This window comes from Acinetobacter sp. GFQ9D191M (genome assembly GCF_011174875.1).
In the GTDB taxonomy this organism is placed as follows: domain Bacteria; phylum Pseudomonadota; class Gammaproteobacteria; order Pseudomonadales; family Moraxellaceae; genus Acinetobacter.
This window is the reverse complement of record NZ_JAALGV010000010.1, coordinates 94,027-109,275: the sequence shown is the minus strand read 5'-3', so window position 1 is coordinate 109,275 and position 15,249 is coordinate 94,027. Positions and strand designations below refer to the sequence as shown.

At 44.8% G+C, this 15,249-nt stretch carries 12 protein-coding genes; 5 read left to right on the top strand and 7 right to left on the bottom strand.

What is annotated here, in order from left to right; translation table 11 throughout:
- The first annotated feature begins 127 nt into the window (after nucleotides 1-127).
- Nucleotides 128-1,318, top strand: coding sequence for an MFS transporter (locus tag G5T77_RS01935; protein ID WP_166136549.1), 1,191 nt, complete (start codon nucleotides 128-130; stop codon nucleotides 1,316-1,318).
- Here G5T77_RS01935 and G5T77_RS01930 read toward each other — a convergent pair.
- Nucleotides 1,315-2,262, bottom strand: a complete 948-nt coding sequence (locus G5T77_RS01930; protein WP_166136546.1) for an IS30 family transposase — start codon at nucleotides 2,260-2,262, stop codon at nucleotides 1,315-1,317. The genes G5T77_RS01935 and G5T77_RS01930 overlap by 4 nt on opposite strands.
- A 274-nt stretch (nucleotides 2,263-2,536) precedes the next feature.
- Between G5T77_RS01930 and G5T77_RS01925 the strand changes: the two genes are divergently transcribed.
- Both G5T77_RS01925 and G5T77_RS01920 read left to right on the top strand, forming a co-directional pair.
- Nucleotides 2,537-4,927: a YgiQ family radical SAM protein gene (locus G5T77_RS01925; RefSeq protein ID WP_166136555.1), complete on the top strand. Its 2,391-nt coding sequence runs from the start codon at nucleotides 2,537-2,539 to the stop codon at nucleotides 4,925-4,927.
- Nucleotides 4,928-5,325: 398 nt separating this feature from the next.
- Nucleotides 5,326-5,874: a DUF2726 domain-containing protein gene (locus G5T77_RS01920; protein WP_166136543.1), complete on the top strand. Its 549-nt coding sequence runs from the start codon at nucleotides 5,326-5,328 to the stop codon at nucleotides 5,872-5,874.
- An 81-nt stretch (nucleotides 5,875-5,955) separates the two neighbouring features.
- On the opposite strand, the gene G5T77_RS01915 is transcribed toward G5T77_RS01920, so the two are convergent.
- The 5 genes from G5T77_RS01915 to mdtD all read right to left on the bottom strand — a co-directional run bounded on the left by G5T77_RS01915 (nucleotide 5,956) and on the right by mdtD (nucleotide 11,261).
- Nucleotides 5,956-6,312 carry a RidA family protein gene (locus tag G5T77_RS01915; RefSeq protein ID WP_166136540.1) on the bottom strand — a complete coding sequence of 119 codons (357 nt, stop codon included), beginning with the start codon at nucleotides 6,310-6,312 and terminating at the stop codon, nucleotides 5,956-5,958.
- Between the two features lie 4 nt (nucleotides 6,313-6,316).
- Nucleotides 6,317-7,612 (bottom strand): shikimate transporter, encoded by a 1,296-nt coding sequence (gene shiA / locus G5T77_RS01910; RefSeq protein WP_166136537.1) that lies wholly within the window; start codon nucleotides 7,610-7,612, stop codon nucleotides 6,317-6,319.
- Nucleotides 7,613-7,834: 222 nt separating this feature from the next.
- Nucleotides 7,835-8,890, bottom strand: a complete 1,056-nt coding sequence (dinB, locus tag G5T77_RS01905; protein WP_166136534.1) for a DNA polymerase IV — start codon at nucleotides 8,888-8,890, stop codon at nucleotides 7,835-7,837.
- A 143-nt stretch (nucleotides 8,891-9,033) separates the two neighbouring features.
- Complete coding sequence (locus tag G5T77_RS01900) at nucleotides 9,034-9,819, bottom strand: GH25 family lysozyme (RefSeq protein ID WP_166136531.1); 786 nt, start codon at nucleotides 9,817-9,819, stop codon at nucleotides 9,034-9,036.
- Nucleotides 9,820-9,869: 50 nt separating this feature from the next.
- A complete protein-coding gene (gene mdtD / locus G5T77_RS01895) occupies nucleotides 9,870-11,261 on the bottom strand; it encodes a multidrug transporter subunit MdtD (RefSeq protein ID WP_166136528.1) in 1,392 nt (463 codons plus the stop codon).
- Nucleotides 11,262-11,612: 351 nt separating this feature from the next.
- Between mdtD and G5T77_RS01890 the strand changes: the two genes are divergently transcribed.
- A complete protein-coding gene (locus G5T77_RS01890) occupies nucleotides 11,613-12,578 on the top strand; it encodes a hypothetical protein (RefSeq protein WP_034169797.1) in 966 nt (321 codons plus the stop codon).
- 88 nt (nucleotides 12,579-12,666) lie between these two features.
- On the opposite strand, the gene G5T77_RS01885 is transcribed toward G5T77_RS01890, so the two are convergent.
- Nucleotides 12,667-13,287, bottom strand: a complete 621-nt coding sequence (locus G5T77_RS01885; RefSeq protein ID WP_166136525.1) for a TIGR00730 family Rossman fold protein — start codon at nucleotides 13,285-13,287, stop codon at nucleotides 12,667-12,669.
- A gap of 323 nt (nucleotides 13,288-13,610) precedes the next feature.
- On the opposite strand from G5T77_RS01885, the gene G5T77_RS01880 reads away from it, so the two are divergent.
- Entirely contained in the window at nucleotides 13,611-15,191 is a 1,581-nt protein-coding gene (locus tag G5T77_RS01880) for a TerC family protein (RefSeq protein ID WP_166136522.1), read from the top strand.
- Nucleotides 15,192-15,249 lie beyond the last annotated feature (58 nt).

Sequence of the window (15,249 nt, the reverse complement as noted above, 5' to 3'; positions counted from 1 at the left end):
GCTCACGCAGGGGGCTTTTTTTATGCATAGAATTTAAGAAAATTAATTATTCGATGGTTATTTAAACTGAATCATCACATAAAAGGCGAATTGAGAAGGGTATACTGAGCAGGTTCATGGAGCGGATATGTCCTCAAATTCATCTTCAAGCCATATCGCATATGGTTCATCTGCTTTTAAAGCTATTTTATTCTCCTTATTTCTGGCGGGTTTTGCGATTTTCTCATCGCTGTATTGTGTCCAGCCCATGATGCCGATTCTGGCAGACTATTTTCATATTTCTCCGACACAAAGCAGTTTTCCGCTTTCATTCTCTACGATTGCACTAGCTGTGGGCTTGATCTTTACTGGTCTGATTTCAGACCGTTTTGGCCGTAAGCCGATTATGGTCTGGTCTTTATTTTCAGTTTCAGTCTTACTGTTACTCAGTGCTTTACTGCCAATCTGGTCGATATTTCTAGCCACACGAGTACTGATTGGTTTAACGGTCAGTGGTGTGGCAGCCGTGGCGATGACTTATATCGGAGAGGAAGTGGTAGAGCAGGATGTGGGCTTTGCCATGGGGCTGTATATTTCCGGAACTGCGATTGGGGGCATGAGCGGACGGTTGATTGCAGGGACATTGGTCGATTTTATTTCTTGGCAATCTGCGACTCTGATCATTGGGTTACTGAACCTATGTATCGCTATAACCTTCTATTTTCTATTACCTAAGTCCAGACACTTTCAGGCTTATCCAATTCAATTCAGCCGTTTTATCAGAGCATTTCAACAGAATCTGAGTGATCCTAAATTAAGAATTCTGTTTTTACAGGGCTTTATCCTGATGGGGGGATTTGTCTCGGTATTTAACTATCTGAGTTATCGTTTGATTCAAGCGCCATTTGAACTGTCTCATGTCTGGATTGGTCTGATTTCGATTACTTATCTGGCCGGAATTTATAGCTCGCCACGAGCCGCAGCTTGGAGCAGGAAGTTTGGACGTTATAGGGTACTTGCCGCCATGCTTTGTACCATGCTGTTTGGCTTAGCCTTAATGTTGATTAATAACTTGGCTTTAGTCTTTATTGGTTTGCTGATTTTTACCTTTTCCTTTTTTGCGGCTCATTCAACGGCCAGTAGCTGGGTATCGGTGCAATCCTTACAGTATCGTGCGGTAGGTTCGTCCCTTTATTTGTTCTGTTACTACCTGGGTTCAAGCTTACTTGGAAGTTCGAGTGGACTGGTCTGGGAAAATTCCGGATGGTTAGGACTAAGTGTATTTATCGCTATTATTTTAGGATTAGGCTTGCTGATGGCACAGCGTTTAAAACCTTAGATTAGCATTTGAAGTGCAACACCATGTTGTTGCCATAATACCTGACTCGGACTTTTAAAGCCGAGTCTTTTTCTTGGACGATGATTCAAGCGTTGAGTAATTTCTGCAATATATGCATCCGTATAGTCATTCAAGTCACTGCCTTTTCTAATATATTGTCTGATCAATCCATTCGTATTTTCATTTGTTCCACGCTGCCAGGCGCTATAGGGATCAGCGAAATACCAATCTATATCTAATTCCTGAGCAGCATACTCATGCAGGCTGAACTCTTTACCATTGTCCGCGGTAATTGTTTTTAGATGCGCTTTGATGGGTTCCAATAATCTGATCGTAGCCTGGCAAACTTCCTCAGCCTTGCGCGTGCTGCACTTTTTCAGCCAAAGATAACCTGTCTTCCGATCTACAATTGAAACCAGGGATTGTTGGTGGTTCTTGCCAACTATCGTATCTATTTCCAAATCACCAAAGCGAGAGCGCTGCTCAATCTCAGCAGGTCGATCATGGATACTTTTGCGGTTTGTCAGTTGACCACGAGTTTCAATAGAGCCATATTTTCTCTTTCTTTGATTTCTGAAACGTAAGTTGTGGAAGAGCACACCACCTCTGCTTTTATCCTGCTGTATAAACCTGTATATGGAATGCAGACTGACTGAAACATGAGAAGCAATCTGTTCGGGACTCCATTGGAGATCAAGATAAGCTATGACTTGTACCCAAGTATCATAAGGGATTCTTTTGGGATTAGGACAATGCCGTCTGCGAGCTAATTTATGGGCATGTTGAGCGAAATAACCATTCCTTGCCCGATTGCGTGCTATTTCTCTGGAAATAGTGGAAGGTGAGCGATTTAGCCTCCAGGCGATATAACGTTTAGAAAAACCTTCACGTAACAATGTGGAAATCTGATATCTTTCTTCTTGAGTAAGATGAGTATAGTTCATGATGCAACTTTGACTTTGGTCGGTCGGAAGCAAAATGCTAGCTCATCTTGCTTCCTTCCAATAATTTAATCTCTGCTGCACTTCATTTGAGAATCCAAGAACCTATAAATGATTCTTCAAAATCAGGATGAGTATATATTCCTAATAAAGGTCTTAAAGCTGTTTTTGTATAAATTATAATCAAGCAACCTAAGCCGAATTCATGCTAAAATACTCGGCTTTCATCTTTGATCACTTTTCTGATCTTCCATCTGCCAGCCGAGAATTGCTAGCCATGTCTACTGCTTATACTGCTCAGACTGCGCCTAAAGCGTTGTTTGATTACGACAAATATTGGGCGTCATGTTTTGAACCCGCGCCTTTTTTGCCGATGTCACGCGAGGAAATGGACCAACTCGGTTGGGACAGCTGTGACTTTATTTTTGTCTGCGGTGATGCCTATATTGACCACCCGTCATTTGTGACCGGGATCATTGGACGTGTGCTCGAAGCACAAGGTTTCCGCGTGGGGATTATTGCCCAGCCGGACTGGACTAATGTAGAAGCCTTCCGTGTACTCGGTAAGCCGAATATTGCCTGGGGCGTTTCTGCCGGTAATATGGACTCGATGATTAACCGTTATACGGCGGATCGTAAGATTCGTTCAGATGATGCTTATTCTCCAGATAACCAGCCGAATAAACGTCCAGACCGCGCAGCAACCGTCTATTGCCAACGTTGTCGTGAAGCTTTCCCGGATGTGCCGGTATTGCTTGGTGGGATTGAAGGTTCATTGCGTCGTATCGCGCATTATGACTATTGGTCAGATAAAGTTCGTCGTTCGATTCTGATGGATTCGAAAGCGGATCTGTTGATGTACGGTAATGGCGAACGCTCGATCATTGAGATCATGCATCGTCTGGCTAAAGGTGAAAAGATTCATCAGATTACCGATGTCCGTGGTACTGCATTCATTATCAATAAACATAACCGAGCTGCGAAAGCCCAGTTTGTCGAAATTGCATCCAATGATGTCGACACCATTGGCCGTGTCGATCCGATCATCAACCCGTATGTGATGAGCGAAGATATTGATGGCTGTGAAATTGAAAAGGATAAAGGCAACAGCTTAAGCCAATACCAGAATTTCCAGAAAGAAGTCGTAGCGAATCCAATCGTGCGTGAAGGGGACAAGTTAGATCCAGATACGCAAATCGTGCAGCTACAACCGGCATCTAAAGCCATTAAACATAAATTACCACCACGTGAATTGGCCGTGATTCGTTTGCCTTCTTTTGAAGAAGTGGCGAATGACCCTGTGCTGTATGCGCATGCCAACCGTATTCTGCATCTGGAAACCAATCCAGGGAACGCGCGTGCCTTGGTACAAAAACATGGTGAACGTGATGTGTGGATCAATCCACCACCGATTCCATTAACTACCGAAGAAATGGATTATGTGTTCGACCTGCCTTATGCACGTCTGCCGCATCCATCCTATGGTAATGCACGCTTCCCTGCCTTCGACATGATCAAGTTCTCGGTGAACATCATGCGTGGCTGTTTCGGTGGTTGTACTTTCTGTTCGATCACCGAGCATGAAGGTCGTATTATTCAGAACCGTTCTGAAGAATCAATCCTGCGTGAAGTAGAAAAAATTCGTGATACGGCTCCGGGCTTTACCGGTATTATCTCCGACTTGGGTGGTCCAACGGCCAACATGTACCGCCTGGCATGTAAAGATCCTGAAATTGAGAAAAACTGTCGTAAACCTTCATGTGTGTTCCCGGGCGTATGTCAAAACCTGCATACCGACCATGCACCGTTGACCCAATTGTATCGTAAAGCACGTGCTTTACCGGGTATTAAAAAGATTCTGATTGGATCAGGTCTGCGTTATGACCTTGCTGTATTGAATCCGGAATATGTCAGAGAGCTGGTCACCCATCACGTGGGTGGTTATCTGAAGATCGCGCCAGAGCATACCGAAAAAGGTCCATTATCCAAGATGATGAAACCGGGGATCGGGACGTATGACCGCTTCAAGCAGATGTTTGACCGTTTCAGTAAAGAAGCCGGTAAGGAACAGTATCTGATTCCTTATTTCATCGCGGCGCATCCGGGTACCACCGATTACGACATGATGAATTTGGCTATCTGGTTGAAAAAGAATGGCTTCCGTGCCGATCAGGTACAAACCTTCTATCCATCACCAATGGCCACTGCAACCACCATGTACTACACCGGTAAAAACCCGCTGGCGAAAGTCGCGCGTTATACTGAAGATGTGGACATCGTGAAAGGTGAGAAACGTCGTCGTCTGCATAAAGCCTTTTTGCGTTATCATGATCCAAACAACTGGCCTTTATTGCGTGAAGCTTTAAAGGAAATGGGGCGTCAGGATCTGATTGGTAACTCGAAACAGCATCTGATTCCAACCTATCAACCTGCTGGTACAGATGGGCAATACCAGTCTGCACGTAAGAAGAATTCGACTGTAGCGGGTGATTCACAGAAACGTACTGCTAACCCAGGTAATCGTGGTCAGGCTCAAAATAACCGTCCGAAAAAAGGCCAGATTCTGACCCAGCATACTGGTCTGCCACCGCGTGAAACGGGTGATGCGAAAAAGCCATTCGGCGGCCCTAAACCTAAAGCAAAATCAAAGCCAAAATCACGTGCTTGATTAAGCTGATAAAAAAGACACTTCGGGTGTCTTTTTTATGTTCAGACTTTATTGATGCGGCTTTCAGGTTCTCAATTAAAATGTAAAATATTTTATTTTTAGTCGATTTAAATTTTTGAAAAATGATATAAAAATAACACTTTGTCGGAATTGTCTTACAGTTCAACCGATTTATATTGCGATCTATCAGGAGACTATTTTACAGTCGCGTATAAGGATTTAACCCTAATTTCTATTGAAATAGCAAAAAGCGGTTTTTAAGTAACCGGCAATCAAGTTTTGCTACGAATTGTATTGGTCTCTACACAGAATGGTAGCAGGGCAATTTTAAAAATAGTATGGGTTTATACTGGATAACAATAAAACAAGAATGATTATAAGAATGCAAGGATTGAGTCATGACCACCTATATGATTATAGGGAGTTTCTTGGTGTTCTGTGTCGTGCTCATGGCATGGAAGCAGCTAAGGAATAGCCCAAAACCACAAGACAGCGCCTTAAAACAGCGCGCTATTTTTAATCCAAATGAACAACTGACGTTTACACGCCTGAAAGAAGTATTGCCTGATTATATTGTACTGGCCCATGTTTCTTATGATGCACTACTTACCACCAAATTTGGTCGTACCCGGCACAAGTATCGTGATCTGATTGCAGATTTTGTGATTCTGGATCAGCAATATCAGATTGTTGCCATTGTAGCCGTCGATGATCCGGTGATTTTAAAACGTCCGCAGCAGGCGCAATTTCAGGATGCTTTGTTGACTATGGCCGGTTATCGGGTCATTCGCTATGAAGATGTACCAGAATACTATCAGTTACGAGGAGATTTCCTGCGTGAGCAGGAGCATTCCAGTAAAGACCAGAGATTTACCGCTGTGAATGATCTCAAAAAATATCATCTCTATTCAGATCTGGAACGACGTAAAGTCAAAGCATTAAACTGATAGAACCTAAACGAAAAAAAGTATACTAAGTGCATACTTTTTTCTATTTTAGATGAGTAGAAATTAGGCCTGAATAGAAGCCTATTCAGGTTTGACGGCTACGACAGTCAGTTCCACTAACACGCGTGGATCATACAGTTTGGCTTCGACACAGGTGCGGGGCAGAGCTTGAATATCCGCTACCCAGGCATCCCAGACTTCATTAAACGCAGCATAATCTTTTTCAATATCTTTGAGATAAATCGTCACTGACATGATCTGGCTTTTATCAGTACCGGCATCCGCCAGGAACTGGTCGATAATATCCAGTGTCTGCTGGGTTTGACCTTTGATATCCAGATCCAGGTCTGTTGCCAGCTGGCCGGCAAGATGAACCAGATTGCCGGCAATGGCGATCTCAGAAAAGCGTTGTGAAACATGCAAACGTTGAACAGACATCAGCTTAATCCTTGGTTTTTGGCATCAAGGCTGCGACTAATGCAGTCAATAGGCAGCCTATCGCAAGATAGATGGCTACATAATGCCATGAACCATCACCCCAAATCACTAAGGAGGCTGCAATCATTGGGGTAAAACCACCACCAATAATACTGGCGACCTGATAACCGACTCCGGCACCGCTATAGCGATATTCCGTACCAAATAGCGAGGTAAAAATCGGTTGATGCACGCTGACCACCATGTCATGCGCGACATTGGCCAGTAGAATGGCGCCAACAATAATCATCCAGGTATTTTGTGCATCCAGTGCCATAAAAAACGGAAAGGCAGACAGTGCACCGATCAGACCACCCCAGACGCACATGGTTTTATGCTGGATTTTATCCGATAGCCAGGCAAAGAAAGGAATACTGAAACAGCTGATCGCACCGACCATCAGGGTGATATTCAGGAAGAACTGTTTGTCCATGCCCAGATTATTGGTGGAATAGTTTAGGGCAAAGTTGGTGACCAGATACATGGTCAGCAATTCGGTCAAACGTAAGGCAATAATATAAAAGAAAGCTTTAGGATGTTTGCTGATGGCCTGCAAGATTGGCAGTTTTTCTGGATGATGATCTGCCTTAATCACTTTCTCTACGAATTCTTGAGATTCATCCTGATCACGGCGAATCCACATCGCAATCCCGATCAGCACGATACTGGCAATAAACGGAATGCGCCAAGCCCATTCAGCAAAAGCCTCTTCACCCAGTGTAACAATAATGATCGATACCGCACCCGTTGCCAGTACCAGACCTACGCCATAGCCGACCTGAACACCACTGCTATAAAAGGCTTTTTTGCCTTTAGGGGCATTTTCCACCGCCATCAGGGCAGCACCACCCCATTCACCACCGACTGCAAAGCCTTGAATGGCACGCAGGGTCACCAGTAAAACCGGTGCCCACCAGCCAATGGCTTCGAAATTAGGTAAAAAACCAATCCCGACGGTGGAAATCCCCATCAGGACCACAGTCAGAACCAGCATTTTCTTGCGGCCGAGCTTGTCGCCGAAATGACCAAATACCACACCGCCTAGAGGACGAAACAGGAAGCCTACCCCAAAGGTGGCTAAAGCCGCCAAGGTACCCATATTGGCACCAATGCTTGGGAAAAACTGGTCTTTAAAAATTAAGGCCGCAACAATGCCGTAAAGGAGAAAATCATACCAATCGACAACAGCACCAACAAAACTGGATAACGCCGCTTTACGCGCGTGTCGTTCTTGAATAACAGAAGAATTTACAGAGGACATGCAGGGAGGGATTCCATGAGATACATCAGAGTTGCCCTGTAATATTCGGATTTGATCGTCACGCCAATCACAGGACAGTATGCTGAAAGTAAAGGTGATTTTCAGCATCTCAGCACATACATGGATAATGCATTGCGCAGATAGAGTACTCCAAAAATTCAAAATGTAAAAACAAAGTTGCCGTATTTTTAAACTAACGTCTAATACTTGTACAAAATAGGCTTAAAGTAGCAGCAATTGCGTTTCTGTTTCACGTGCAGCGAGCTGATAGACGCCAAGCCCAATCAGCCGAAACTGCAGTTGAGGAGTAATATGCATCTCTTGAAGCAATAAGTGTAAAGCCTGCTCCAGTTCTTGCGGGCTACGCAGCAGCTGGCTGAAGCTTTTACTATGCTGCATGGTCTGAAAATTTTTCATTCTCAGTTTTACAGTAACCCCGCGGGCAGAGAGCTGTTTTTTTTCCAGACTCTGCCAGAGCTGGGCAATTAATGGCTGCCAGTAAGGCTGGCATTGCGGTAAATACAGATCATCATCGAAAGTCGTTTCCTTGGAAATCTGTTGGCGTTCCCGTTCAGCTTCAACTGGCCGATCATCAATGCCTTGAGCATAAAGAAAAAGACGCCGTCCATATTTGCCAAAATGCTGAATCAGGATTGCTTCTTCAATCTGCTGTAAATCTCCCAAGGTTTCCAGATTCAAACTTTTTAGTTTTTCTTGAGTGACTTTGCCTACACCGGGAATTTTCTTGAGCGGAAGATCCTGAATAAAACGCTGCACCTGTGAAGGTTTGATGACACAGATTCCATTTGGCTTATGCCAGTCAGAGGCGATTTTAGCGAGAAATTTATTCGGCGCCACGCCAGCAGAAGCGGTTAGTCCAGTAGTTTGAAAAATATCTTCACGAATGCGCATTGCCACTTCAGTGGCACTCGGAATCTGCTGCAAATTTTCGGTGACATCCAGATAAGCTTCATCAAGTGAAAGCGGTTCGATGACCTTGGTATAAGTTTGAAATATCTGATGAATCTGCGCAGAGACCTGACGGTATTTGGCAAAATCCGGTTCAATCACGATGACCTGAGGACAGAGCTTACGTGCTTGAGTCATCGGCATGGCAGAGCGTAGTCCGAACTCGCGGGCCGGATAGGAGGCAGCCGCCACTACTGCCCGCGGATGATGCGAGGCAATCACCACAGGTAGAGCGTTCAGCTCTGGACGTTCACGTAGCTCAACCGAAGCGTAGAAGGCATCCATATCGATATGAATAATTTTGCGCATATCCAGTATCTTAAGTGGCTTTAGCTGGATTGGGAAGAGACCGGATTGACAAGTAAACAGGCTAAAGCATCATTCAATATGAAGCATATCCTGCCTAGATGACCCAATATCCATTTCATTGTTGAATCAGTGAGGAATTGGGTTTATTTCTTGGCCGGAGGCTTGGGCTGATCCTGGGTTGGAATACTGTTCTTCTGTAAAAATTTGATCCAGTCCTGCTCTGAGCCATAAAACACGTTGAGATCCACAGTACGGGCAATGCCGGGAATTTCACCTTGACTGGTATGTTGCCAGAAGGTCCATTTAGGCTGACCCTTTAAATCTGGTAAACCTTGGTACTCACGTACCCAGAGCGGTACGTCAGTAAACTCTCCCGCCAGCACGATATTATAAAAAGATTTCGACACATAGAAGATCGGCTGCTTGCCATAATGGTGTTTTAAGGCATCATGCATGATCCGGATTTCCTTGAGCAGCTGCTCTTTGGAGTAGTGATTAATGCACTTGCTGTCATATTCCAGATCCATGACAGGGGGCAGGGCATCACTTTTACGCGGGACAGACTCTATAAAATTCTGAGCCTGAATACTGCCATCACGGCAAAGCCGGTAAAAATGATAAGCACCGACCAGAAAGCCCTGTTCGCGGGCCTGCAGCCAGTATTCCTGAAACTTGGTATCTTTAAAATCACCGCCTTCTGTGGATTTTAAATAGACAAATTTATATTTCTGTTTTGGGATTTTCTTCCAGTCTATTTCTTTCTGATGATGGGAAACATCGAAACCATGAATTGGATAATCTGCTGCATGCGCTGACGGCTGTTTGAAAACCAGCAGATAAAGCACAGACGTCACCACAAGTGTAATCAGCAGCCCGACTGCAATTACTGAGTATTTTTTCCAGTTGCTAGAGGTGGGAGCTGTTTTCATGTGCACGGTGGCCTGATTTACGGATATTCATATCGAGTATATATTCTGCCCTAGACTGGCGTATTTTTGGGAATATGCCAGAAAATATAGGCAGCAATAATATTAATACAGCCCAGACAGAGCAGCGAAACATGGAAGGCATTGTCCAGCTGTTCAGGGCCGAAGTAGGCACTAAACATATTCACCAGCGTACCCGCCAGTGCCACCCCGATACTCATTGACAGCATCATAATCATCGACAGGAAACTGTTGCCACTGCTGGCGTCCTGCTGGCTTAAATCTTTTAAAGTTAACGTATTCATTGAGACAAATTGCAGGGAATTCAGAATCCCGAACACAAAGAAATGAATGGCTCTTAGCCAGATTGGGGTTTCCGCCGTAGTCAGAGCAAAACTGGCGATACATAAACCGACCAGCAAGGTATTGATCAATAAGACTCTGCGATAACCAAAACGCTGAATGATTTTGCGGATAATCGGTTTAGATGCTAAAGAACCGAGTACGGTTGGAATCATCAGTAAACCGGTAATAAAAGGTTCAAAACCAAAAGCGACCTGCAACATTAAAGGCAATAAAAACGGAATCGAGTTGCCGCCGAGTCGGGCAAAGAAATTACCCAGAATGCCAATCGAATAGATCTTATTTTTAAATAATTTACTGCGAAAAAGCGCGTTCAGATGAGTATGCGAATGGTAGGCGTAGATGAGTGAGGCAATCAGGCCACTTCCGATCAGACTTAAGCTCCACCAGAGGGGATATTGTGGATTGGCAAAGTTTTCAATCCCCAGACACAAACCAATCATCGCAATGACCAGCAGAATAAAACCGCCAAAATCAAAACGCTGTACCGTTGGTTCAGTGATATTCGGCATAGCTTTAAAGGTGATCAACGCGCCAAGCAGACCAATTGGCAGATTGATCAGGAAAATCCAGTGCCAGGACAGGTATTCCACCATCCAGCCACCTAAGGTGGGGCCAATCAGAGGGCCCATTAGCCCGGCCAGACTCATCAGGCTCATGGCGGACAGAAACTGGGTACGAGGAATAATTTTCAGCATGGCCAGTCGTCCGACTGGAAGCAGCAAAGCACCGCCAATACCCTGAAATACCCGATAAACCAGCAGTTCATTCAGATTCTCAGACCAGGCACAGCCCAGTGAGGCCAGAGCAAAAATAATGATTGCTGCAAAATAGATATTCCGAACTCCAAAGCGATCGGCCAGCCAGCCACTCAAGGGAATACAGGCCGCTACTGAAAGTACATAGGCCACCACCACACTATGCATCCGTAGCGGATCTTCCTGAAGATTGCTGGCAATCGCAGGCAAGGCGGTATTGATAATGGTGGTATCGAGGCCCTGCATGAAAAAGCCAATCGATACCAGCAAGACCAGCAGTCTGAATTCAGGTTGTAGAGATTGATGCGTAGGAGTGACATTCATGGATTTAAAAAATCATCTATTTTGAATAGTTTAAAGAAACCTATGCAGCAGTGTGACTGAAATAAAAAGGATTGTGAATAGGAGTCGTGTAGACAAAATGCTAATGAATTCACAGCCTGATTTCAGTTATTGAAGGGGAAAGGTAGAAGATATATTCCTACACCTTGATCAGCGCAAGCTGATGCAGAGTCATAAATGCATCATCTGTGAAGTACTTCAAACTTTTTTTAAGGAGCAGGCTACAAAAAAATATGACGGAAATGTCATGAAAATGAAATAAAACCGTCATAATCTGGGGCAAACTTCCAGAACTGCTGTACTGGGAACTGTCTAGTAAAAGGTTTTGTACTTATGACCATCGAGATTCTGATGGTAGTTGGCTTCTGTCTGGCCGCCTATTCCATCGTGGGGAATGATGTTCCGCAAACATTAGGAACATTTATTTCATCGAACTCACATCGCCCATGGTGGGTACTCTGGATTTACATCAGTACTATTCTGGTTGTGGTGTTAATTTATGGCTGGTTTGCTTCTGGGGTAGGGGATGCCTCTTATGGACGTCTGGAAACCATTCCTTTTCCTGAAGATGGGGTTACCTGGCTATATGTGGTACCACCTCTTTTACTGATCATTTTGACCAAATATGGCATTCCGGTAAGTACTACTTTCTTGGTGCTCACGATCTTCTCCCCGAGCAGTCTGGGTTCCATGCTGACCAAGTCAATGATGGGTTATGCCGTCGCTTTCTTTGTGGCGATTGTGATCTATCGTCTAGTCATGAAAAAACTCGCGGTCTATTTCAGTGAAACCCGTGATCAGCAACACTCCCCAATGTGGATGGCTTTACAATGGCTATCTACGGCATTCCTGTGGAGCCAGTGGCTGATCCAGGATCTGGCCAATATTTTTGTTTATGTGCCGCGTCAGGTGCCGTTTGAGTTCCTGATCTTTGCCATTTCTGTATTTGTCATCCTGCTGGGCATGATTCTTTACCAGCGTGGTGGAGCTATCCAGAATATTGTCGATACCAAGACTGGGGTGACCGATGTCCGTTCTGCTACGATTATCGACTTCATTTATGCGCTGATTCTGCTGGTGTTCAAAGAGTGGAGTAACATCCCGATGAGTACCACTTGGGTATTCTTGGGGTTACTGGCTGGTCGTGAATTTGCGATTTCGATGCTGGTGACCGAAGTCAATAAACACCGTACTTCACGGAATGTCAGCAAAGATGCGATGAAACTGATGTTTGGCCTAGCCATTAGTGTGTTCCTGGCGACGACTTTGCCTTGGTTCTATCACACGATTTCCGGTTAATATCTTTGTATATAAGTGAAAAAAGCGAGCATCAAGCTCGCTTTTTTCATGGCTTTAAATCATTGGTATCTAAAGCAGATGAAAAAAATTAAACTACAAAACGTTGCGGAGCATCCAGATTCAGCAAGGTGGTATAAATCTGATCTGCATGTTCACAGACAATCAGTTTAGCCCGATGCTGGGGTGGCAAGAAGCCTTCCTGCACGGCAAGATCAAGCTGGGCAATCAGTGGATTATAAAAACCATTCACGTTATAGAGCATCATCGGTTTTTGATGCTGGTTCAGCTGACCCCAGGTTGCAATTTCCAGAATTTCTTCAAAGGTTCCTAAACCACCCGGCAAGGCGACAAAGGCACAGGCCCGGTCTGCCATCATGGCCTTACGTTGATGCATGCTGGTGACAATATGCAGTTCTGTGAGTTGAGGATGAGCAATCTCATAATCCAGCATAAATTCCGGAATCACCCCCACCGCTTCACCACCATGCTGAATCATGGTGTCTGCCACCTGGCCCATCAGACCAATACTGGCGCCGCCATAGACCAGACCAAAACCATGTTCGGCCAGACCTTGAGAAAGTTGAATCGCTTTTTCCAGATAAATCGGTTTGTTGCCGGCACGAGAGCCACAGTATAAAGCCACTAGCGGGCGTGTTGTTTTTGGGGAGTTATCATTAAAATAATCGGTCATTTCCATTACACTTTGCATTTATTTTTTTCACCTTATCATTTTTTTATCTACTTACTATAACTTAGTTAACAAATATGACAATTCCATGAGCCGGCCTCATTTTAGGACAAAATCTTTCATTCAAATTCATCCATAATCCCGGATGAAAACAGGTGAATTTCATGCTGTTCTTGATATACTGAAAGTCTGTCTTACTACAATAGAACTCACATGGGTAGTCGAAGTTGGCGCTTTAATTTAATAAAACGTCACATTATCAAGTCTTTAATTCAAGTCGGGTATCAACCTGTATCTCATCATGCAAATACTTGCCTTTCTCCTCGGTTAGAGGAGCAGATGCGATGATTTTTGAATGGATGTCAGATCCCTCTGCCTGGATTGGCTTACTCACACTGATTGTTCTTGAAATTGTACTCGGGATCGATAACCTGGTCTTTATTGCAATTCTGGCGGAAAAGCTTCCACCCGAACAGCGTAATGCAGCGCGTATTACCGGTCTGGGCTTGGCGCTGTTAATGCGACTGGTGTTGCTGGCATCGATTGCCTGGGTCGTAACGCTTACTGAACCGCTATTCCATATCTTTGAGCATCCATTTTCAGGACGCGACCTGATCTTATTATTCGGTGGTGTATTCCTGCTGTTTAAAGGCACTATGGAGCTGCATGAGCGTCTGGAAGCCAAACCTGTGACCAAGGAAGAAAATCCGGTTCAGGCGGTGTTCTGGATGGTGATTGTGCAGATCGTGGTACTGGACGCCGTGTTCTCGCTCGACAGCGTGATTACTGCGGTTGGTATGGTCAAAGATCTGTCTGTGATGATGATCGCCGTGATTATTGCGGTCGGTATCATGTTGTGGGCCTCTAAAGCCCTCATGGATTTCGTCAACAAGCACCCGACAGTAGTGATTCTCTGTCTGGGCTTCCTGATGATGATTGGTTTCTCGCTGGTGGTTGAAGGCTTCGGTTTCCATATTCCAAAAGGCTATCTGTATGCCGCGATTGGTTTCTCGGTGATTGTCGAGTTCATTAACCAGACCATGAAACGCAATCAGGAAAAAATGGTGACGACAACTGATATGCGTTACCGTACTGCGTCTGCCGTAATGCGTATGCTGGGCGGTAAACTGGCTCAGGACAATGATTCTTCTGAACCGGAAGATGTACTGGCGACTCGTGCCTTTGCTGATGAAGTCTTTGATGACGACGAAAGTGGAGTCTACCATAGCGTTATGGTGCAGGGCGTACTTGGCCTGTCAGAACGTCCGGTGAAATCGGTGATGACACCGCGTCCTGAACTGGAATGGATTGATCTGGAAAATGATCATGCCAGTATCAAAGAGCAGTTATTGCATATGAGCCATTCACGCCTGATTGTGGCGCGTGGTGAGCTGGACAATATTGCCGGTGTGGTATTGACCCATAAAGTCCTGAATGAATACATCGAAACAGGTATTTTGGACTTCGAAAAACATCTGCGTGAACCAGTGATTGTGCATGAAAATGCTCAGGTCTTAATGGTGATGGATCAGTTGCGTCAGGCACCGCTACAAATGGCACTGGTATTGAATGAATATGGTTCAATTGAAGGGGTGGCGACACCGATTGATGTGCTGGAAGCGATTGCCGGTGAATTCCCGGATGAAGACCAGCTAGAAGCAGCTGTAGAAAGCCTGGAAGATGGCAGCCTGATTCTGGATGGTTCGACCGATATTCGCCACGTGTCACTGCTTCTGGATCGCGATCTGGTCAATGAAACAGAAGAATATTCGACATTGTCGGGCTATATTCTGTTCCATCTGGGGCGCTTACCGGAAAATGGCGAAAAGCTCGAAGCAGATGATTATATCTTTGAGGTGGTCACGATGGACGGCCACAAGATTGATAAGGTGCATATTGTTGCTCCAGCGAACCGGAAAGACTAGTTCAACGCCTGAAGAGGCCAGCTAAAAGTTTGCTAAAATAGCCCGCATTGTCGGGCTA

Coding starts and splice junctions, on each gene's coding strand:
- G5T77_RS01920 (WP_166136543.1), top strand. CDS start 5,326: ATGACCACCTATATGATTATAGGGAGTTTCTTGGTGTTCTGTGTCGTG.
- G5T77_RS01880 (WP_166136522.1), top strand. CDS start 13,611: ATGATTTTTGAATGGATGTCAGATCCCTCTGCCTGGATTGGCTTACTC.
- dinB (WP_166136534.1), bottom strand. CDS start 8,890: ATGCGCAAAATTATTCATATCGATATGGATGCCTTCTACGCTTCGGTT.
- G5T77_RS01885 (WP_166136525.1), bottom strand. CDS start 13,287: ATGCAAAGTGTAATGGAAATGACCGATTATTTTAATGATAACTCCCCA.
- G5T77_RS01930 (WP_166136546.1), bottom strand. CDS start 2,262: ATGAACTATACTCATCTTACTCAAGAAGAAAGATATCAGATTTCCACA.
- G5T77_RS01915 (WP_166136540.1), bottom strand. CDS start 6,312: ATGTCTGTTCAACGTTTGCATGTTTCACAACGCTTTTCTGAGATCGCC.
- G5T77_RS01890 (WP_034169797.1), top strand. CDS start 11,613: ATGACCATCGAGATTCTGATGGTAGTTGGCTTCTGTCTGGCCGCCTAT.
- G5T77_RS01900 (WP_166136531.1), bottom strand. CDS start 9,819: ATGAAAACAGCTCCCACCTCTAGCAACTGGAAAAAATACTCAGTAATT.
- mdtD (WP_166136528.1), bottom strand. CDS start 11,261: ATGAATGTCACTCCTACGCATCAATCTCTACAACCTGAATTCAGACTG.
- G5T77_RS01925 (WP_166136555.1), top strand. CDS start 2,537: ATGTCTACTGCTTATACTGCTCAGACTGCGCCTAAAGCGTTGTTTGAT.
- shiA (WP_166136537.1), bottom strand. CDS start 7,612: ATGTCCTCTGTAAATTCTTCTGTTATTCAAGAACGACACGCGCGTAAA.
- G5T77_RS01935 (WP_166136549.1), top strand. CDS start 128: ATGTCCTCAAATTCATCTTCAAGCCATATCGCATATGGTTCATCTGCT.